This window comes from Flavobacterium sp. MFBS3-15 (genome assembly GCF_026107645.2).
GTDB lineage: Bacteria > Bacteroidota > Bacteroidia > Flavobacteriales > Flavobacteriaceae > Flavobacterium.
In genome coordinates this window covers 66,259-86,147 of record NZ_JAPCHV010000018.1, presented here as the reverse complement: position 1 = coordinate 86,147, position 19,889 = coordinate 66,259, and the positions used below count along the sequence as shown (strand labels likewise).

Genomic DNA, 19,889 nt, shown 5'->3' with positions numbered 1-19,889 from the left:
TATCTATGAATGCTGATGATTAAATCTCGTTCAGCATTTTTGATATTTCATCTAATTTTGGCGTCAGGATGATCTCGATCCTGCGGTTTTTCGATTTGCCTTCAGCAGTATCATTGCCTGCTATCGGGGCAAATTCGCCCCTTCCGGCAGCAGTCAGGTTTTGCGGGTTCACGCCCTTGTTCTCACGGATGATGTTCACGATGGCCGTGGCACGCTTGGTAGAAAGGTCCCAGTTATCGGTAATCTGGCCGCTTCCCTGGTACGGAACATTGTCGGTATGGCCCTCAATGAGTACCGATATTTCAGGGTTGGCCGCAAGTACTTTGGCTACCTCGACAACTGCTTTTTTACCTTCGGCGCCTACTACCCAGCTTCCGGAACCGAACAGCAATTTATTTTCCATCGAAACATATACCTTTCCATTCTTCATCTCCACGGTCAGGCCTTTGCCTTCAAAGCTGTTCAGTGCCCTTGAAAGCGTTTCTTTAAGCTTTTTAAGCCCCGCTTCCTGTGCCGCCATCATGCTTTCCAGCTCATTCACGCGCTGCGAGCGCTCCTGCAGTTCGGTTTTCAGCTTGTTTAGCCTTTCCTGTTCGGCGGCCAGCGCTTTTTCCTTTGCCTCAAGCTGTGCGAGTAGTTCACGGTTCTTTTTCATGTTGCTGTCCAGCGCGTCGCCACTGTTTTTTTCCAGTGCGGCATAAGACGATTTCAGGGTATTCAGGCTTGATTGCGATGCGGCATAGTCGGCAGCCAGCTTATCACGGTCAGCCTTCATCTTGTCCAGCTGTGCCTGCAGGTCTTTCGATTTCAGGTCCAGCTCGTTGCGTTCTTTTTCAAGCTTGGTGTTTTGGTCGGCCATCTCGCGGTTTTCCTTCTTCAGGTCGGCATACTTGTTCTCCAGGTCGGTATACACTTTCTTGGAAACGCAGGAAGTTGTCAGTGCTACAAGCAGCAACCCTACGGAAATTCTTCTTAGTATCATTTGTATTTGTTTTAGTGGTTATCCGGCCCTCCACCGGCTTTATTGTATTGATCGTTATTCAAATTCTACCAGTATGGGGCAGTGGTCGCTGTGCCTCGCCTCAGGCAATATTAGGGCACGGGTGAGCCTTTCGCGCAATGGCTCGCTCACCAGGGCATAGTCAATGCGCCACCCTTTGTTGTTGGCGCGTGCATTGCCAAAGTTGCTCCACCAGGTGTAGTTATGGGGTTCCTTATTGAAATGGCGGAAGCTGTCTATGAAACCGCTTTCCATAAAGCCTCCCAGCCAGGCTCTTTCGTTGGGCAGGAATCCCGAAACCTTTGCGTTGCGCACCGGGTCGTGTATGTCAATCTTCTCGTGGCAGATATTATAATCGCCGCAGATGATGAGGTTGGGTATCTCGTTGCGCAGGTCTGTGATATACTGGTGAAACTCGTCCATGTATCGGAATTTGTACTCATGCCTTTCCACATTCGTTCCCGATGGCAGGTACAGGCTCATCACCGAAAATTCTTCAAAATCCAGCCTGATGTTGCGGCCTTCAAAATCCATGTGCTCAATTCCCGTGCCATATACCACGTTATTAGGCTTGTGTTTGGATAGTATTGCCACGCCGCTGTAGCCTTTTTTTTGTGCAGAGAACCAGTAATGGTAGGGGTAGCCTGCTGCCTCGATTTCGTGTACCGCCACCTGGTCAACAGTTGCTTTGGTTTCCTGCAGGCAAATGATGTCGGGGTTTGCCTGTTGCAGCCATTCGATGAAGCCTTTGTTGAAGGCTGCCCGGATGCCATTTACGTTGTAGGAAATGATTTTCATTAAATTGTGTTTGATTTTCAAAAATAATTAAAAAAATAAAGTGTGAAACTTTTCTTAAAGATTCATTTAATGAACTTATGAACGGCATATTTATTGAGGTTAAATTAAAAATTAATCCAACCATAACGTTTCATCAGATTTACTATCTTTGTTTTTCGTGCGAAACACCAATGCAGAATGAGCCTAGTTACAGCCAAAGAAGTTGCAAAAGCAATAAAGACTGACAAATACGGGTTTTTAGGCACTTTCTCAGGCTGGTTACTGATGAAGGTCCTGAAAATCTCGACCATGAATAAGATATATGACAGGAACAAGCATCTTAGCGATCTTGAGTTCCTGAACGCCATTCTTGACGAGTTTCAGATAAAATTTGAAATACCGGAAGAAGACCTCAAGCGATTGCCAAAAAGCGGGGCCTATATTACGATATCCAACCATCCGCTTGGAGGGATAGACGGCATTTTGCTGCTGAAGCTGATGGTCGAGAAAGAACCCAACTTCAAGATCATTGCCAATTTCCTGCTGCACCGCATCGAGCCGCTAAAACCGTACGTGATGCCGGTGAACCCTTTTGAAAACCACAAGGATGCCAAATCGAGCGTATCAGGCATTAAGGATGCGCTGCGCCACCTGAGCGACGGTAAGCCACTGGGCATTTTCCCGGCGGGCGAGGTGTCTACTTATAAGGATGGAAAGCTGGTAGTTGACAAACCCTGGGAGGAAGGTGCCCTAAAGCTGATCAAAAAAGCCAACGTACCCGTAGTGCCCATTTATTTCCATGCCAAAAACAGCAAACTATTTTACTTCCTGTCGCAACTGAGCGATACGCTGCGTACAGCCAAGCTGCCGTCGGAGCTGCTTACGCAAAAGGACCGTGTGATCAAAGTACGCATAGGCAAGCCAATTTCTGTAGCAGAACAAAATGAGCATGAAGGGCTGGAAGCCTATTCGGAATTCCTGCGCAGGAAGACCTACATGCTGGCCAACCCGTTTGAAAAGAAAGACAGTAAACTTATCGATACATCCAACCTGAACCTCAAGATACAAAGGAGCCCGAAGGAGATAGCCGGGCCTGCAAACCTCGACAAGATATTAAACGAGATTGCTTTCCTGCGTAAGGGTGACTACCGCCTGCTGCAAAGCAAGAACTATGAGGTGTTTTTTGTTTCGGCAGACAAGATACCCAACATCCTGCATGAGCTGGGCCGCCTTCGAGAAATCACTTTCCGTGAAGTGGGTGAGGGTACCAATGAGTCGCTGGACCTGGACCGCTACGACAAATATTACCACCACATGTTCCTGTGGGATGAGCAGGCCCAATGCATTGCGGGTGCCTACCGCATGGGGCTTGGGTGTGATATCTATAAAAAATATGGCATTGACGGGTTCTACATGCACGACCTGTTCCGCTTTGAGCCGGAACTGTATGACATGATGAGCAAGTCTATCGAAATGGGGCGGGCCTTTATCATAAAATCCTACCAGCAAAAGCCAATGCCGCTGTTCCTGCTATGGAAGGGCGTTGTGCACACCACCCTGCGTTATCCGGAGCACAAGTTCCTTATCGGCGGGGTAAGCATTAGCAACCAGTTCTCAGACTTCTCCAAGTCGCTCATGATTGAGTTTATGAAATCGCATTACTACGACCCATACATAGCACAATACGTACACCCTAAAAAGGAATACAAGGTAAAGCTGAAGGATGCTGATAAGGATTTTGTTTTTGAGGAAGCGGAAGCCGACCTTAACAAGTTCGACAAGTTCATCGAGGAAGTGGAGCCGGGCAACCTGCGCCTGCCGGTGCTCATTAAAAAGTACATCAAGCAGAACGCAAGGGTTATCGCCTTTAATGTGGACCCGCTGTTCAATAACTCAGTAGACGGGTTAATGTACATACGCATTGCCGATCTTCCCGAAAGCACCGTTCGCCCTGTAATGGAGGAATTCCAAAAGGAGCTGGAGCGCAAGCTTGCCGAGAAAGGCGAGGAGCACCTGTAATAGTCCTGTTCGGTTATTTAAAAAAAACGAAGCAATCTTTCCATTATAGTGACATGGAAAGATTGCTTCGTTTTTGGCAGGATGTTAAGGCTGGGCTAACTTATTTCACTACCAGCTTATGGTGTTTTACCATGCCCGACGATTCCAACCTCATAAGGTACATGCCTGTACCTAAAGACGCAGTGTCAATGCGCGATTCGCCCGGTGCCAGGTCCTGTTCAAGTACTACTTTTCCCCTTATGTCCAGAATGCTCATCGCTACCGGGTTGTCAATGTCATTAAGCTCCACAAAAACCAGGTCGGCTGCCGGGTTAGGGTAAACAGCAAATGACCCTCCTGCAAAACTTTCCCTGCCCGCTGCTGATGCATCAATGATCTTATATACCGTGCCGCTGGTCCTTCCCGCAACATACAGGTCGCCATCGGGGCTTTCGCCAAAAGTTGTGAAATTATTGCCGCCAAATGTGGTGCTCCAGGTAATGGTGTTGCTGCTGTCCAGCACGCCTATACGGTTATTGCAGAAGTCGGCAAACACATATTTGCCCAAAAGCAACGGAAATTCTGAACCGGTATACACATATCCGCCGGTTATGGAACAGCCTCCCGTACCGTTATGCGTATACTGGGCAACAGGTTGGGTAAAGCCGGTTATGCCACTGCACTCGGACATATCATACTCAGCAAGGCCTTCATAGCACCTCCAACCATAATTGAGCCCGGCTGCTCCCTGCGCCGCAGAGTTGATTTCCTCGCGTACTTCCTGTCCTACGTCGGCTATCCATAATTCTCCATTTATCCTGTTAAAGGAAAACTTCCATGGGTTGCGCAGCCCTATTGCCCATATTTCATCTGCTCCCGCCACACCCAGATAAGGGTTTCCTGCGGGGCTGGAATAAGGCATACCATTATCTACGTCTATGCGCAGCATTTTGCCCAGCAGCGTGTTAATATTTTGCGCCCTGTTTTGAGGGTCGCCACCACTGCCGCCATCACCCATGCCGATGTACAGGTAGCCGTCCGGGCCAAATTTGAGGCAGCCGCCGTTGTGGTTGGCATAAGGCTGGTCTACGGTGAGCACTATTGAGGCGCTGCCTGCGTCGGCCTGGTTCTCGCTGCTGCTAACGCTGTAGCGGGCAATCACCGTATTGCCTGAAGTATTGGTATAGTTAAGGTAAAAATATCCGTTGGTTTCATAGTCGGGGTGAAATGCCAGGCCCAACAGCCCTCCCTCATTCGATTCGGTATCCACCAGCCCCGAGATGTTAAGGAATGTATTCAGGTCCGGGTCGTCGTCGCCATCGTTGTCGGCCATGAGCCGTATGTAGCCGCCCTGCTCCACGATATACATCCGTCCATCGGGGTCAAAGGCAATGTCGGTTGGGGCTTCAAAACCCGTACGGTATAGTTCAAGGTCGATATCCTGCGCCGCCAGGGATCCGGAGAGTGCCAGTGCGGCAAAAAGTAGATTTAATTTCATAGCTAAGTTGTATTGTGTTATCTTCCATAAAGTTACGGATTATAACACAATACAACTTACTGCTTAACAAAACATTAGAGATTTCCTACAGCAATGTTCTTCGGGTGCCGCACGCGGTAGCTCAGGCGTACCTTTTTAGTCTCGCCCGGTTTCAGCTTCATCTGCCATTGCAGCATGCCGGTTTCTTTGGCGACTTCGGCGCCGCTGCTTTCCAGCAGTTCCACCTCAAGGTTTTCCAGCGTGCTTATAGGGTACTGGTCTTTTACGGTAATGTTGGCGGCCTCTTTTTTGTTATTGCGCACAATGATATCGTAGGTAAACGTCTGCTCTTTTTTGGATGAAAGGAACTTGCTGCCCGACTTCTCGATCACCTTCACCCTTTCCACAGAGATCTTTTTGTCCCTGCCCATGCTCAGGCTCAGGGTATCGGTAGTCTGCAACGGGTCGATATACGTCTTCCCGGCATACATCCCTTCAAATATGATGTTGGCCTCACCCTTCAGCAGGTTGTATTTGGAATAGTCGGTTATCTCGGCAAGCAGGTAGGCTTCCTTGTCCACTTTAGGTACGGTAAGGTGTTTATAGGATGCAGGGAGCTTGATTTCGTTTAGGGTTACGCTATGCCTTTTGCCGTTTGAAAGAATGTCGTAAGGAATGGCAATGTCGAAGGAGACGTTGAGCTGGTTTTCATTAGCATTTGCTCCAACACTTCTGTATTCGGCTTTCTCTTTCATTACAACATCACCATTAGGTTCACCATATCCAGTGGTTATAGCTATTCCAGGGACTTGTCCTTGTAAGGTGTTTATATATCCCGAATTAGCTCTTTCCCTCATCTGTAAAGTCTGTAAAAACCATGGGTTTAGCCCCGGTGCCACGTTATTCTGGTTCGGCATCCCGCTGGAAAGGGTGAGCTTTACTTTCTTCCAGTCGAGGCCCGTTTGCTGTACCACCTGCGCTTTATATACCAGGTTGATCGGCTGCGAAATATTATCAGCCCTAAGGTCATAAAAAACGGTCCATCCGGCGTTTTGCGCCAGGTAGTCTATGGTAAGCGGCACGTTGCCGGCCACCTCGTTCATTACCTGCAATACCAGCTTTCCGTTGGAAATGTTTTCTTTTGCCTGCGTGTTGGTTTCAAGGCGGCGGTTGAGTTTTGCCAACAGCTCGTTCAGTTTCTTTTCTTTTTCGACCAATGCGTTGATGGCCGTGGCCGTTTCGGTGCGCTTGGCTTTGTAGTAGTCGGCCAGTTTCATCAGCTCGGCAACGCTAAGGCCCGACTGCTGCCCGCCCACCTGGGTGTTCTTGTCGAGCAGCTCAATGACTTTCATTTCCTGGGCCTTGGCGGTAGTGGTGCGCTCAAGGTCTTTCTGCACAAGCGTAATGCTGTCGCGTACCCTTTTCATGGCAGGCGAAGTCTCATCCGGCTCGTATTCCGAAATATAGTCGCGGGTAAATTGTACCGAGAGCACCGTGAGTCCGGATGGCGCTCCTATGCGCACGGTATTTTCGTTGAGGTAATCGGCTACATTCTTAACCACAATCTCGCTGCTCCCGGCAGGCAGGTTTACGGTTGCCGTCTGCGATAGCTCGGCACCGTTAAAGTACACCGTGGCTGCAACGGCCTTTGCCGTAGTGAATACCGGCTTTTGGGCAAATGCCATGCCGCAGGTGAGCAGGCACAATAAAAGTATCTTTTTCATAAAATGAAGTATTTATTGGTAGGAGCAGTTTTTGGCGGTGAAGGTTGGGACGGGGTGTGTTAATTTTTGACACGGATTACATTATGTTCAAAAGGGACTTAAAATTAAAAAGCCGATTTCGACAAATTGAAGAAAAACTCATCCAGTTCCATTGAATCACCAACAAATTCAGGCAGTTCGGTAATCCTCAATCGCGACCTCCCCCTTCCTGTTACCTGTACATCGCCATGTTGGGCGATGGTGTCTTCGGGAACCAGGAGGCCCCGGCGCAGCATCAGGTCCTTTATGAACTTATTGTGCTTTACGGCATACGGTTTCAGCTGGCCGGCACCGTCAAACTGCCACATGAAGGCCTTGGGCCTCGGCACGATGCTCGCCAGGAATACCGATTCGTCGAGCGATAGCTGCGATGGGTGCTTGTTGAAGTAATAATTGGCTGCCTCGCCAATGCCATACACGTCCGGCCCCCACTCAATAACATTAAAGTAAACTTCCAGCATGCGCGATTTGCCGGCTATGGCGTTGTTTTCCAATATGTAAACCAGCAGTATCTCTTCCAGCTTGCGCGAAAGGGTCTTTTCGCGCGTAAGGAACACGTTTTTCACCAGTTGCATGCTTATGGTGCTGGCACCCCGGGTAAACTCGCGGGTTTTGAGGTTCTTGATGATGGACTGGCGGAAAGCTTCTGTAATAAAGCCCTTGTGCCTGTAGTAGGATGGGTCTTCGCTGGTTAATACCGCATTTATCACATAAGGCGAAACTTCCTCCAGCGGTGTAAAGAACGGGTTGGAAGGCCCCACGACTATCGGGCGCTGGGCCCTGCCGTTGTCTATCGCACGGTAGGTAAAAGGCGTGTTGAGCTTGGCCAGGTCGGCGGCGCCGTATTTGGTGATCTTAAGCCCATCCTTTTTCAGGTTGCTGTCAAATATGAGTGCGCCGGGCTTGTTCTTGTTGTATTTGAATTCCAGGTCGTAGCTAAAGGTCCCTTCGGCCTCCATGCCTTCAAAATTGGTAAACAGACCTGTGGGCAGCGAGTTGATAAAGTCCTGCGCCGTGGTTTTCGGCAGCTTTACCTTCAGTTCGTATATAGTGTCTTCCGCCACGCTGTAGCGGGCATAGGGATTGAATTTTATATGGTTCAACTGTACGGTCGAGGTACTGTCTACAGCCATGAAATCGGGGCCGAAAAGAAAATGGTAATCAAAGCGGGCCTTGTCGATAACCACGTCTTTTCTGGCTATCCGCGGATTGTTTACCATAAAGTTGCCTATGGAGGCAAATCCGTCCACATGGAGCTCACCACCATCCATGTCGATGTTCTCCACATTCAGGTGGATGGAATCAAAACCTGATTTCAGGCCGAACCTTTCGTAAATGTAAGGGACCCTGATGCGGGAAGAATCGGAATTGAAGAATTTCAAATCGGCCTGCTTGCCCCTCGGGTCGGCCATGCCTTTCACTTTCCAGGTCTGGCTTATGCTGTCTGCCTTTACGCCGATGGTCGATTCGAGCTGTTCGTCGGCAAGGCGCATCTGTTGCAGGTTGAGGCTTACCTTACGGCCCATGTCGTCCAGGCGCAGGGTAAGGTTGTCCAGCCTCATGTCGGTAGGTACCAGGTTCAGGGCAGTGTTCAGTATGTTGTAGGCCCGTTCGGCATAGTTGGTTTCTTTCGGGCCGTCATCTTCCTGTTTGTCTTTTTTCCTTTTCAGGAAGGCATCAAAGTTTTTGCCTTTTTTGTTCCGTACCAGCTGTATGTAGCCGTTCTGCATTTTCAGCGTGCCCAGCTGCACATCGCCTGTAAGCAGCTTCAGGTAATTTACCGATGTTTTTATTTCCTGTACATGCAGCAGGGTGTCGGCATTGTTGGGCACCAGGGCGATCTCTTTCATCTCAATGCCCGAAAAGCCCTTAAAGGCTGCTTCGCCCACGGTAAAGCGGCTGTTGTATTCGCGCTCCATCTTGCCGGCAACTTTGGCTATGGCTTTTTCAAGCAGCATGTTCCGGAAAGCAAAAAAGCAGATGGTGCCAATGATGAGCAGTACCGCAACTATTTTTAAAAGTAAGAAGGCTATTTTTTTTATTCTTCTTTTACGCATCAGGGTTGTGATTTCCTAACCGAAAAGATAGCCCGCTACATCTTCAATCTTGGCTACCAGTTTTATTTCGATCAGGGTGTTTTTTAATGAGATCTTATTGTACTTAGATACAAAAATAGTGGAAAATCCTAACTTTTCCGCTTCCAGTATGCGCTGGTCTACGCGGTTTACGGGCCGTATTTCGCCGGAAAGCCCTATTTCGCCCGCAAAGCAGTAGCCTTTGCTCACCGGAATATCCTCATTAGAAGACAGTATCGCGGCTACTACGGCAAGGTCTATCGCCGGGTCATCCACATTGATGCCGCCTGTGATGTTGAGGAATACGTCTTTGGCACCCAGCCTGAAACCCGCCCTTTTTTCGAGTACAGCCAGCACCATATTGAGCCGTTTGGCATTGTAGCCTGTAGTGCTGCGCTGCGGTGTGCCATATACTGCCGAGCTTACCAGCGCCTGTATCTCTACCATCAGCGGGCGCATGCCTTCCATGGTGGTGGCTATGGCGGTGCCGCTCATTTCTTCATCCTTGTGCGAAATGAGTATTTCCGACGGATTGGTTACCTCCCTGAGGCCGCTGCCCAGCATTTCATAAATGCCCAGTTCGGCGGTAGAGCCAAAACGGTTCTTGAGCGAACGCAGTATGCGGTACACGTGGTTGCGGTCGCCTTCAAACTGCAGCACGGTGTCTACCATGTGTTCCAGTATCTTGGGCCCGGCTATGCTGCCGTCTTTGGTAATGTGGCCTATAAGGATAACGGGCACATTGGTCTCCTTGGCAAATTTTATCAGCTCGGCAGTGGTTTCGCGTATCTGCGAAATGCTCCCCGCGGTCGATTCTATGAAGTCGGTGTGCAGTGTCTGTATTGAGTCGATGATCAGCACCTCCGGTTCCAAAACCTCTATCTGCTTAAAGATGTTTTGCGTTTTGGTTTCGGTAAGCACATAGCAGTTATCGGCAGCGGGCGTAATCCTTTCGGCACGCATCTTTATCTGCTTCTGGCTTTCCTCACCCGATACGTACAGCGTGCGGTAGGGCAGCTTCAATGAGATTTGCAGCAGCAGTGTACTCTTGCCTATGCCCGGCTCGCCGCCCAGCAGGGTTAGCGATCCCGGCACAAGCCCTCCGCCCAGCACGCGGTTCAGCTCACCGTCGCCGGTATCCAGGCGCAATTCTGCCGCAGAGTCGATCTCTGTTATTTTGAGGGGCTTTGGCGCCCTTTTGGTTTCGCCTGACGATGGCTTCCAGGCCTGTTTTTCTTCTTTTTGTATTACTTCTTCAACTATGGTATTCCATTGCTTGCAGGCATTGCATTGCCCCTGCCATTTGGAATACTGCGTACCGCAATTCTGGCAGAAAAAGGTAGTCTTGAGTTTGGACATTTATCTTTCTTTGAGTTTTTCGGCCTGCTCCAGCATGAAATCCGTGGTGTATTCGCCAATGGGTTCAAGGTTATAGCTGCGCATGTAGGCTTTTATGGCTTTTTTACTGTCGCCTGTCTTTTCATAAAATAGCCCGGAGTAGTAGTCACTCAGGGTTGTTTTCGGGTATTGTTTTGAGGCCACGTCTGAAAGGTCGCGAAGTTCATCATACACGCCGTTTTTCAGTATGGCGGCTTCAATGGCCTTAAAATCGTTAAGCCTTATAGGGATTTTCAGGCCCAGGTCTTTTTCAATGATATCATATTTGTCGGTAAGGTATTTTACGTAGCCTGAAGGGAGCGTAACTATTTTTTCAAGATATTCCGACGATGATATGGGCTGGTAACAGGAAAAAATATCATACAATGATGCGGGTATGGCATGCGCCACAAGCGAATAATGGGAAGCGCCCTTAAAGTCATCGAAAAAATATTTCAGGTTGGGGTTGGTTACCGCCTTAATATTGGTGTCCAGTGTTTGTATGGCCTTGCGCTGGCTTGCCAGGTCGCCGTCGGCGGTAGCCAGGTAATAATATACGGGGGTTTGCAGCTTTGCCAGCTGTTCCGGCAGGTGTATCTCCATGTCCGTGGCCAGTTCGGGGCTCATGCTGATATAGGCATTGAATACCGGTTTTTCCTTATATAGGAAAAAGTTCATGAAGGTCGCTGTCAAGTTATGCCCGGCGATGATCTTGAAGGGGGCAATGCGGTATTTTTTTTCCAGTGACGGCACCAGCTCATAGGCCAGGAACTCAAAGAACCTTTCGCTTTGTTCAAAGGGCAGTCCGTTTTGTTCGGCTGTCTGCGTATCAAATTCGCGCTGTTCGGCATTATACTGGGTGAGCGCTACAATGATGACTTCGGGCAGGTCGTTCCAGTACTGTGTATACGCAACAATGCCCGAAAAAGGATCCAGGAGGTAGTCGCCGTCCATAAGGAAAAGCAAAGGATACTTCCTGTTCTTGTCAGTATCGTAGGATGGCGGCGTAAGGATGGTAATTTCGCGGCTCGAGTTGAGTTTTTTTGAGGGAACTTCTTCGATCTTGTATTGTGCCGAAACAGGCAGAAATACAGCCATCATAAAAGTTAATATGGTGTTTTTCATAGCATTACGGGGTTGGAGAAAATAGTTAGGCAAGATAACAATTATTTCTTTCTGTATGCAAGGGGAAGCAACAAAAATGATAATCCGCCTAAAAACAATATCTGTCCCGTTTGAGAAGTCCATACAATCCAGCCAAATGCAGCGCCCGCCGATTTGGGTACGCCATACACAAAAAGTATTTTGGCAATGGCAAAAGGAAAGAAGCCTGTACCGCCATTGGTAAAGGTTATAACGATGCTCCCTATAACGAAAGCCGTAAATACTGTGCCAAAGCTAAGTCCCGAAGTTTCAGGCAGGGCATAGATGGTGATGTAGAACATCAGCACATAGCTGAACCAAATATAGAGGGAAAGCAGCAGGAAGGGCCATTTGTTGGGCATGGTGAAAACGCTCAGCGCACCCTGCGTAAGCCCGCCTATCCGGATCTTTATTTTTTGTACCCACCCGAGTTTTGAGTAAATGAAGAAAAGCACCGAGCCCAAAAACAATATGCCTGCAATGGTTCCGTAAAACAGCAGTTGTTTAAAAGGGATGTCGGCCAGGTAGGACTGCATGGCGTCGAACTGGAGTATGGCTGTAAGGCCTACTACCAGTACCAGGAGTATCATGTCTACAATACGCTCGGCAATGATGGTGCCAAAGGCTTTGTCGAAAGGCACACCCGCATACTTGTTTATGGCTACTGCACGGCTCACCTCGCCGCTGCGCGGTATGAGCATGTTCATGATGTAGGTGATGCATACTGCGCCAAACTTAGCGCCCATGGGAGCCGTGTAGCCTATGTGGGCCAGGGTATACTTCCAGCGGTAGGCGCGGGCCCAAAAGCCTGTCAGGCCTATGATGAGCGAAATGAAAACATACAGGTAGTCGGCAGTGCGGAAGCTGTTTTTCATGCCCTCCAGTTCTGTGGGGGTAAACTGGCGGTACATGTATATAATTAAAAAAACTCCCAACAATAGTGGGAGTGCAATGCTTACTATCCTGCTTATCTTTTTTTTCAAAGCTACGTTAGCGAGTTGTCATTTTCGTTAGGGAAAACAATGGATGGCTTAAAGGTTTTGGCTTCCTCAAAGTCCATTATCCCGTAGGATATGATGATGATGATGTCGCCTTTTTGTACCTTTCTTGCAGCAGGGCCGTTAAGGGTTATCTCGCCGCTGTCCCTGTTTCCTTTGATCACATAAGTTTCGAGGCGTTCGCCATTGTTGATGTTCACAATCGAAACTTTTTCACCTTCAATAAGATTGGAAGCTTCCATCAACGCTTCGTCAATGGTAATGCTGCCTATGTAATTTAAATCAGCTCCAGTCACCTTAACGCGGTGAATCTTGGACTTTACAACTTGAATTTGCATGGCGCAAAGGTAATCAATTTAATGAAATATTGTCAATTAGCCGCACATTGCTTAAAAAAACTGCAACGAATGCCCTGTATTTCCTGTTTTCCTTTACGGTTGCGGGCTTCAGGTCGTCTTCTGCGGCAATCTCAAAATAGTCCATCGTAAACTCGGGGCGGGCGGCAAAAGCATCGTAAACATACGCTGTCACTTCAGCAGGGCTTTCATTTTCAAAACGTTGCCTTGCCTCCTTCAGGGTTTGGTAAATGAAGGCGGCCGCATCCTTTTCGCCGGTGCTCAGCCTCTGATTCCGGGAGCTCATGGCAAGCCCGTTTTCTTCGCGGGTTATGGGGCAACCCACAACATGTACCGGCAGTTTTTCCTTTTCCACCAGTTTTTTTACAATCTGCAGCTGCTGGAAATCCTTTTCGCCAAAATAGGCGTTGGCCGGCTGCACGATTTCGAACAATTTCTTAACAATGGTGCCCACACCGTCGAAATGGCCGGGGCGGAAGGCGCCTTCCATCTGGTTTTCGAGCCCGTCGAAAGAGAAATGTGCCGAAATGGTGTTGCCGTCATACATTTCGTTTACCGTTGGGGCGAACACAATGATGTCGTCGCTCACGGTCTTTATTTTTTCTACGTCGGCCTCCAATGTGCGGGGGTATTTTTCCAGGTCCTCGGGGTTGTTGAACTGCGTGGGGTTCACGAAGATACTGATTACGGTAACGCCATTTTCACGTACCGAACGCTCCAGCAGTGAGAGGTGGCCGGCATGCAAAGCACCCATTGTAGGTACAAAACCGATGGTTGTTTTAACATTTCTATAATCAGATAAAACTTTCGTTAAACCGGCTTTATTGTTGAAAATGAGCATTAACTTAAAATTAAAAATCGAAGCAAAATTAATCTTTTAGTTATTACCTGCGCAAAATTGTTTAATTTTGCGTGTTTTTACACCGGAATAAAATTAAGTATTGAAGATGGAGGATAAGAGGATATTGTATGTATCATCTGAAGTAGTGCCTTATTTGGCGGAGAATGAAGTGTCGTTAATGTCGTATGATGTGCCAAAAATGATCAATGACCAGGGTGGGCAGATAAGGATTTTCATGCCCCGTTACGGCAACATCAATGAGAGGAGGCACCAGTTGCACGAGGTTATCCGCCTGTCCGGGATGAATCTGGTGGTTAACGATATGGATATGCCGCTTATAATAAAAGTAGCTTCCATACCCAAAGAAAGGATACAGGTCTATTTCATAGACAACGATGAATATTTTAAGCGTAAAGCTACGTTTACCGATGAGGATGGTACGCTTTACCCTGATAACGACGAAAGGGCAATCTTTTTTGCCAAGGGCGTGGTTGAGACCGTTAAGAAACTCAACTGGGTGCCGGACATCATCCACGTTCATGGATGGATGGCGGCCATGCTGCCCATATACATGAAGCATTTTTATAAGGACGAAGCGCTTTTTGCCGATACAAAGATTGTAACATCCGTTTACGGACAGGGTTTTGAAGGTACGCTCGACAACGAAATGCTGAAAAAAGTGCTGTTCGACAACGTGCCCGAAAGCGATGTAAAGGTGCTGGAAGTGCCCAATTATGAAAATATCATGAAGGCGTCCATTGCCCATTCGGATGCTTTAATCATTGCCTCAGAAAACCTGCCCGAAGGGCTTAAACAGGCGGTTGAGGCTTCCGGGAAGCCTTACCTGGAGTATGTGCCGAAAGATAATTTTGCAGGTGCATATACTAATTTCTATAAAACTAAGGTTTTATAGATAAATTTTTTAAAAAAAACCTATGATCAATAGTTCCTTCGTAAAGAAATTCATTCTTGCCTTAAGCGTTATTTTCCTTGTGTCGTGCGATACCGATTACAATTCCATCGGCTCGGACATTATCGATGACGATGTGCATTATGGCATGACCAGGCTTGTTACACCGGTAACGGCATACGACCGTGCCACCAATGTGGTGCAGTCCAACAACCTTACGCTGAATACCCTTGGGGTATATGAGAACCCCGTATTTGGAAAAACCGTTGCGCACTTTGTAACGCAGGTGCAGCTGGCTACGACCAACCCAACCCTGTATGAGCCAATTGTTGATTCGGTGTACCTGTATGTGCCTTATTTCAGCGCACTGGAAGAGACCGACTCTGAGACGGGTGCAAGTACCTATACCCTTGACTCTGTTTATCCTGCTACAGGCGGTAAATTCAGGCTGGATGTGTACAGGAATGGTTATTTCCTGCGTAATTCCGACCCGGGTTCGTCTTTCGTAGACGGCCAGAAATATTATTCTGATGAGAAAAACCTTGTTGAAAGCAACCTGGTAGGCTCAAGGCTTAATAACTTTTCTGAAGCGCAAAATGACCAGTTTGCCGTTAGCGCAGCCGAGATTGAGCGTACTGCAATTCCGGAAGGACAAATGGCTGCAAAAATTGTGGAACGTAAAGCACCCGGAATTTTCCTCTATTTTGATAAGGATGAGTTCCAACAAATAATGTTTGGCGCTGCCGCACAGGGCAAGCTGGTGAACAACAACGTTTTCATGGAGTACTTCCGCGGGCTGTACTTTAAGGTAACGCAAAACGGCAACGAGTCGGTTATGGCGGTACCAAGGTTTGACCAGGGTACCATTACCATTAAGTACAGGGATTACATTGCCTGTTCCACCTGTGAGGGAGGCGAGCATAGTGAAGAGCCTGAAGCAAAGACCATGACGTTGAACCTTGACGGCAACACGGTAAACTTCTTTGAGAATACGCCAAACCCTGCCTATGCATCGGCTATAAACACATTCGACCCTGTACTGGGCGATGACAGGCTGTATGTAAAGGGCGGAGAAGGATCTATGGCGTTCATCGACATTGACGACAGCTATTTTGCAGACCTGAAGCGCGACCCTGTAACCGGGCAAAAAGTACTGGTGAACGAAGCCAACCTGGTGTTTTATGTAGATAAAGAAGCTATGGGTACTGCTGTTGAGCCGTTAAGGGTGCTGCTGTATGACATTAACAATAAAAGGCCTGTAATAGATTATTATAACGATGCCACCTATGTCACATCGGCGCCTAAGTATGATAAATACATTCATGGCGGTTTGATTGAAGTTGATTCAGATAAGCGTGGTTTCAGATACAAAATCAGGGTTACCGACCACATCAATAACCTTATCAATAAAGACTCAACCAATGTAAGGCTGGGCCTTGCGGTAACCGAGTACATTAACCTTTCGGGCAACGCGGCGCTGAAAACGCCGATAGCACTCCCTGGTTTTGACGTGAAGACATTGCCGGTATCGTCAGTAATGCACCCGTTTGGCACCATATTGTATGGGTCTAACATTCCGGTTGGCGACCCGAATTATGACAAGCGCCTTAAACTTGAAATTTATTATACCAAACCCAATTAATTAGCTATTTACTATGTGTGGAATCGTAGGTTACATCGGTCACAGGGAAGCATACCCTGTTGTTATAAAGGGCCTCAGGAGGCTGGAGTACAGGGGTTATGACAGCGCGGGCGTTGTGCTATACAACGGCTCTGACCTGACGCTATGCAAAACCAAGGGAAAGGTTTCTGACCTTGAGGAAAAAGCCGCTAAGGAAATAAGCACCGAAGGGACCATTGGCATAGGCCATACCCGTTGGGCTACCCATGGCGTACCAAACGATGTAAACTCGCACCCGCACTTTTCCAACTCGGGCAACCTTGTTATTGTGCACAACGGCATCATCGAAAACTACGAGCCGCTGAAGAAGGAGCTTATTAACAGGGGATATACCTTTAAATCGGATACCGATACAGAGGTGCTTATCAACCTTATTGAGGACGTAAAGAAAAAAGACAACCTGAAGCTGGGCAAGGCAGTACAGATTGCCCTTAACCAGGTGGTGGGCGCGTATGCCATTGCGGTATTCGACAAAGAAAGGCCTACCGAGATCGTGGCCGCCCGTTTGGGAAGCCCGCTGGCCATCGGAGTAGGCAAAGATGAGTTCTTTGTAGCATCGGATGCGTCGCCGTTCATTGAATATACATCAAATGCCATATACCTTGAAGATGAGGAGATGGCCATAGTGCGCCTTGACAAGCCGCTCAAGATAAGGAAGATCAAGGATGACTCATTGGTTGATCCGTACATCCAGGAGCTGCAGATGAACCTGGAGCAGATAGAGAAGGGCGGTTACGACCACTTCATGCTTAAGGAGATCTATGAGCAGCCGAATGTAATAAAGGATACGTACCGCGGAAGGCTTCATGCCAACGAGGGGCTTATCAAGATGGCGGGCATCGAGGACAACCTCCAGAAGTTTGTCAACGCTGACAGGATACTCATCATCGCGTGCGGTACCTCATGGCACGCAGGCTTGGTAGCCGAATACATTTTTGAAGAATTTACCCGCATACCGGTAGAGGTGGAATATGCATCGGAATTCCGATACAGGAACCCGATCATCCGTCCTACAGATGTGGTTATCGCGATATCGCAATCAGGAGAAACGGCCGATACGCTTGCCGCCATTAAACTGGCGAAACAAAACGGTGCCTTCGTATTTGGCGTGTGCAACGTGGTGGGGTCGTCTATTTCCCGTGAGACGGATGCAGGCGCTTATACGCATGCCGGCCCTGAGATCGGGGTGGCATCCACAAAGGCTTTCACGACGCAGATAACCGTGCTTACGCTTATCGCGCTTCGTTTGGCGCAGGCCAAAGGCACAATGAACAATTCGCAGTTCCACAGGTACCTGCAGGAACTTGAGGTAATCCCTGAAAAGGTTGCCGAAGCGCTTGAGACCAACGAAGTAGCCAAAGAGATCGCGGCTATTTATAAGGATGCTTCCAACTGCCTTTACCTGGGCAGGGGATACAACTTCCCGGTAGCGCTTGAAGGCGCTCTGAAGCTGAAAGAGATATCATACATCCACGCGGAGGGCTATCCTGCCGCCGAGATGAAGCACGGGCCTATCGCGCTTATCGACGAGCAGATGCCGGTAGTGGTGGTTGCCCAGAAGCAGGAGCACTACGACAAGATCGTGAGCAACATACAGGAAATAAAATCAAGGAGCGGCAAGATCATTGCGGTGGTAACCAAGGGCGACGTACAGGTAAGGGGACTTGCCGACCACGTGATCGAAGTGCCGGATACCGTGGACGCTTTGTCGCCGCTGCTTACTACCATCCCGCTACAGCTGCTATCGTACCACATTGCGGTAATGAGGGGCTGTAACGTAGACCAGCCAAGAAACCTGGCGAAGTCGGTTACGGTGGAGTAATCTTCTGATAGTATAATTTATAGACAGCCGGAATTTCCGGCTGTTTTCATTTAAGATTTTTGTATGGCTAGAGTAAAGTATACCGATGTGATGGCTGTCGTTTCGTGTGCAGGAATGATCGCATGGCTTTTGACACAATTTTTTGGAGGTATGGCAATATGGTTTTTTTCCTATCCGCTGATCATCTTTCCGGTATTGATTTTATATATTATTTCAATATTCAATACACTTATTGCTATTGGCAGGAAGGGCTTTGGAAGCAACAGGATAAAAATAATGTCCCATTGTGTCGTTGTCGTTCTTATCGTTGCATCTGCAATTTTTGATTCCGACCTGTTAAGGTCAAAGAGGATAATGACAGCAACACTTTACGACGACCTGTTTAGCTATACCCTTGTTTTAAGGCAGAATGGCTCTTGCCAGAATGAAGTTAATGGATTCATGGGCTTTAGTGAAGTGTTTAATGGGCAATATACCATAAAGGGAGATACAATCATTTTTTCAAAGATGCCGTATGACAATGAGGACTTCATTCCGGATACAATATTAATTGACAGAAGGGCAGGGGCAATATTTATTGAGAGGGATACAACAGGTAATTTCATTAAGGAGAAAGGATTTTTGAATCATTTTAAAATTGAAGAGTAGTCACCTCCGTAAAGTCTCCCGACTTCGTGGAGCAATAAGAAAGCGGTTGGGAAATTATTTCCGGCCTTTTTTTGTATGTTTACTTATCATATGCTCAATCATGGCTAAATATAAAAAGCTAATCATAGCATCAGTGATTTTCTTTCTCTTGGTAAATACTGTATATTATTGGGAAGGAACGTTAGGGATATTTTCGATGCTCACATTTCTTTTAATGGTGTTATATTTTATAGTGTTGGCCGTATTATTGTACGTCCAGATATTTAGGGCGATAACCGAAAAGTTGAGGGATAAGCCGCGGCTTTATTTAATTGGTTTAATGACGGGTGTTTTGGCTTTGGCTTTTTTCTTTCCGAATGGAATTGTGGATTTCGAAAAAATGGAAAGCGATGCTGTTCTTATTGCCCAAAGAGAAGGAGTAGCTAATTGTATGATAACATTAAAGTTACGAAAAGATTATACATTTAAGAGCAGGGAGGTATGTTTTGGGGTTGACGAGATAACGGGAACGTACAGAATAAAAGGGGATACTGTTTTTTTTGAAAGGAATCCGCTAAGGAGGAGAGGAAATTTTTATGAGTTTGCAGTAATAGAACGCCGGAAGTCTAAAAGTGAAAAAAATTTGGGTACACTGGTGACTTTTAAAAACAGTTCAGATACCACAGGGATGAGGTTCGGAATAGTTAAAATGAACTTGGCAAATAATAAGAGTAAACAGCTGAAATCGCTGAATTGATCACTGTCATTGAAATAATGAGGAATGTAACGTAGACCAGCCAAGAAACCTGGCGAAGTCGGTTACAGTGGAGTAACTGTACTGTATAAAATATATGAAACCCGTTAGGAAATTTCTTAACGGGTTTTTTTGTTGCAACTCGCTCCGCGAAGTCTCACGACTTTGCGGAAGTGATACAAGGTCTTTGACCTTAATCCTGCATGCCAGAGACATGCCAACGCATCCGCGAAGTCTCCCGACTTCGCGGAGCGTTTGTAAAATTATTTCCGGCCGCTTTTTTGCATCTT

The 19,889-nt window shown here is 47.6% G+C and carries 16 protein-coding genes; 6 read left to right on the top strand and 10 right to left on the bottom strand.

The features are described 5' to 3' along the window. Positions 1–19: 19 nt before the first annotated feature. Complete coding sequence (locus OGH69_RS15300) at positions 20–979, bottom strand: OmpA family protein (protein ID WP_265175382.1); 960 nt, start codon at positions 977–979, stop codon at positions 20–22. A gap of 57 nt (positions 980–1,036) precedes the next feature. Further along, positions 1,037–1,798, bottom strand: coding sequence for an exodeoxyribonuclease III (locus tag OGH69_RS15295; protein WP_265175360.1), 762 nt, complete (start codon positions 1,796–1,798; stop codon positions 1,037–1,039). 177 nt (positions 1,799–1,975) lie between these two features. Here OGH69_RS15295 and OGH69_RS15290 point away from each other — a divergent pair, with 177 nt between their 5' ends. Further along, positions 1,976–3,796: a lysophospholipid acyltransferase family protein gene (locus tag OGH69_RS15290; RefSeq protein ID WP_265175359.1), complete on the top strand. Its 1,821-nt coding sequence runs from the start codon at positions 1,976–1,978 to the stop codon at positions 3,794–3,796. 100 nt (positions 3,797–3,896) lie between these two features. Here the strand turns inward: OGH69_RS15290 and OGH69_RS15285 are convergent, their stop codons facing one another. The 8 genes from OGH69_RS15285 to panC all read right to left on the bottom strand — a co-directional run bounded on the left by OGH69_RS15285 (position 3,897) and on the right by panC (position 13,805). Further along, on the bottom strand, positions 3,897–5,273 hold the full coding sequence (locus OGH69_RS15285; protein WP_265175358.1) for a PQQ-dependent sugar dehydrogenase: 1,377 nt from the start codon (positions 5,271–5,273) through the stop codon (positions 3,897–3,899). 74 nt (positions 5,274–5,347) lie between these two features. After that, on the bottom strand, positions 5,348–6,976 hold the full coding sequence (locus OGH69_RS15280) for a DUF4139 domain-containing protein (RefSeq protein WP_265175357.1): 1,629 nt from the start codon (positions 6,974–6,976) through the stop codon (positions 5,348–5,350). Between the two features lie 104 nt (positions 6,977–7,080). After that, complete coding sequence (locus OGH69_RS15275) at positions 7,081–9,072, bottom strand: transglycosylase domain-containing protein (protein ID WP_265175356.1); 1,992 nt, start codon at positions 9,070–9,072, stop codon at positions 7,081–7,083. A 15-nt stretch (positions 9,073–9,087) separates the two neighbouring features. Further along, positions 9,088–10,449 carry a DNA repair protein RadA gene (radA, locus tag OGH69_RS15270; protein WP_265175355.1) on the bottom strand — a complete coding sequence of 454 codons (1,362 nt, stop codon included), beginning with the start codon at positions 10,447–10,449 and terminating at the stop codon, positions 9,088–9,090. Next, positions 10,450–11,568 carry an alpha/beta hydrolase gene (locus tag OGH69_RS15265; protein WP_265175354.1) on the bottom strand — a complete coding sequence of 373 codons (1,119 nt, stop codon included), beginning with the start codon at positions 11,566–11,568 and terminating at the stop codon, positions 10,450–10,452. It abuts the gene before it with no gap. Positions 11,569–11,633: 65 nt separating this feature from the next. Further along, on the bottom strand, positions 11,634–12,593 hold the full coding sequence (locus OGH69_RS15260) for a lysylphosphatidylglycerol synthase transmembrane domain-containing protein (protein WP_265175353.1): 960 nt from the start codon (positions 12,591–12,593) through the stop codon (positions 11,634–11,636). A 2-nt stretch (positions 12,594–12,595) separates the two neighbouring features. Beyond that, positions 12,596–12,946 (bottom strand): aspartate 1-decarboxylase, encoded by a 351-nt coding sequence (gene panD, locus OGH69_RS15255; RefSeq protein ID WP_265175352.1) that lies wholly within the window; start codon positions 12,944–12,946, stop codon positions 12,596–12,598. Between the two features lie 13 nt (positions 12,947–12,959). After that, on the bottom strand, positions 12,960–13,805 hold the full coding sequence (gene panC, locus OGH69_RS15250; protein WP_265175351.1) for a pantoate--beta-alanine ligase: 846 nt from the start codon (positions 13,803–13,805) through the stop codon (positions 12,960–12,962). Positions 13,806–13,911: 106 nt separating this feature from the next. Here panC and OGH69_RS15245 point away from each other — a divergent pair, with 106 nt between their 5' ends. The 5 genes from OGH69_RS15245 to OGH69_RS15225 all read left to right on the top strand — a co-directional run bounded on the left by OGH69_RS15245 (position 13,912) and on the right by OGH69_RS15225 (position 19,602). Continuing rightward, positions 13,912–14,718, top strand: a complete 807-nt coding sequence (locus OGH69_RS15245) for a glycogen/starch synthase (protein WP_265175350.1) — start codon at positions 13,912–13,914, stop codon at positions 14,716–14,718. 22 nt (positions 14,719–14,740) lie between these two features. Further along, positions 14,741–16,357 carry a BamH family beta-barrel-assembly machinery protein gene (locus tag OGH69_RS15240; protein ID WP_265175349.1) on the top strand — a complete coding sequence of 539 codons (1,617 nt, stop codon included), beginning with the start codon at positions 14,741–14,743 and terminating at the stop codon, positions 16,355–16,357. A 13-nt stretch (positions 16,358–16,370) separates the two neighbouring features. After that, on the top strand, positions 16,371–18,218 hold the full coding sequence (glmS, locus tag OGH69_RS15235; RefSeq protein ID WP_265175348.1) for a glutamine--fructose-6-phosphate transaminase (isomerizing): 1,848 nt from the start codon (positions 16,371–16,373) through the stop codon (positions 18,216–18,218). Positions 18,219–18,281: 63 nt separating this feature from the next. Continuing rightward, positions 18,282–18,866 (top strand): hypothetical protein, encoded by a 585-nt coding sequence (locus tag OGH69_RS15230; RefSeq protein ID WP_265175347.1) that lies wholly within the window; start codon positions 18,282–18,284, stop codon positions 18,864–18,866. 100 nt (positions 18,867–18,966) lie between these two features. Beyond that, positions 18,967–19,602: a voltage-gated chloride channel family protein gene (locus OGH69_RS15225; protein ID WP_265175346.1), complete on the top strand. Its 636-nt coding sequence runs from the start codon at positions 18,967–18,969 to the stop codon at positions 19,600–19,602. The last annotated feature ends 287 nt before the right edge of the window (positions 19,603–19,889 follow it).

Bases quoted from the DNA above. Each gene is read 5' to 3' on its own strand.
- OGH69_RS15275 (WP_265175356.1), bottom strand. From the start codon at position 9,072: ATGCGTAAAAGAAGAATAAAAAAAATAGCCTTCTTACTTTTAAAAATA.
- OGH69_RS15265 (WP_265175354.1), bottom strand. From the start codon at position 11,568: ATGATGGCTGTATTTCTGCCTGTTTCGGCACAATACAAGATCGAAGAA.
- OGH69_RS15290 (WP_265175359.1), top strand. From the start codon at position 1,976: ATGAGCCTAGTTACAGCCAAAGAAGTTGCAAAAGCAATAAAGACTGAC.
- OGH69_RS15240 (WP_265175349.1), top strand. From the start codon at position 14,741: ATGATCAATAGTTCCTTCGTAAAGAAATTCATTCTTGCCTTAAGCGTT.
- OGH69_RS15295 (WP_265175360.1), bottom strand. From the start codon at position 1,798: ATGAAAATCATTTCCTACAACGTAAATGGCATCCGGGCAGCCTTCAAC.
- OGH69_RS15230 (WP_265175347.1), top strand. From the start codon at position 18,282: ATGGCTAGAGTAAAGTATACCGATGTGATGGCTGTCGTTTCGTGTGCA.
- panD (WP_265175352.1), bottom strand. From the start codon at position 12,946: ATGCAAATTCAAGTTGTAAAGTCCAAGATTCACCGCGTTAAGGTGACT.
- OGH69_RS15285 (WP_265175358.1), bottom strand. From the start codon at position 5,273: ATGAAATTAAATCTACTTTTTGCCGCACTGGCACTCTCCGGATCCCTG.
- OGH69_RS15280 (WP_265175357.1), bottom strand. From the start codon at position 6,976: ATGAAAAAGATACTTTTATTGTGCCTGCTCACCTGCGGCATGGCATTT.
- OGH69_RS15225 (WP_265175346.1), top strand. From the start codon at position 18,967: ATGGCTAAATATAAAAAGCTAATCATAGCATCAGTGATTTTCTTTCTC.
- panC (WP_265175351.1), bottom strand. From the start codon at position 13,805: ATGCTCATTTTCAACAATAAAGCCGGTTTAACGAAAGTTTTATCTGAT.
- glmS (WP_265175348.1), top strand. From the start codon at position 16,371: ATGTGTGGAATCGTAGGTTACATCGGTCACAGGGAAGCATACCCTGTT.
- radA (WP_265175355.1), bottom strand. From the start codon at position 10,449: ATGTCCAAACTCAAGACTACCTTTTTCTGCCAGAATTGCGGTACGCAG.
- OGH69_RS15245 (WP_265175350.1), top strand. From the start codon at position 13,912: ATGGAGGATAAGAGGATATTGTATGTATCATCTGAAGTAGTGCCTTAT.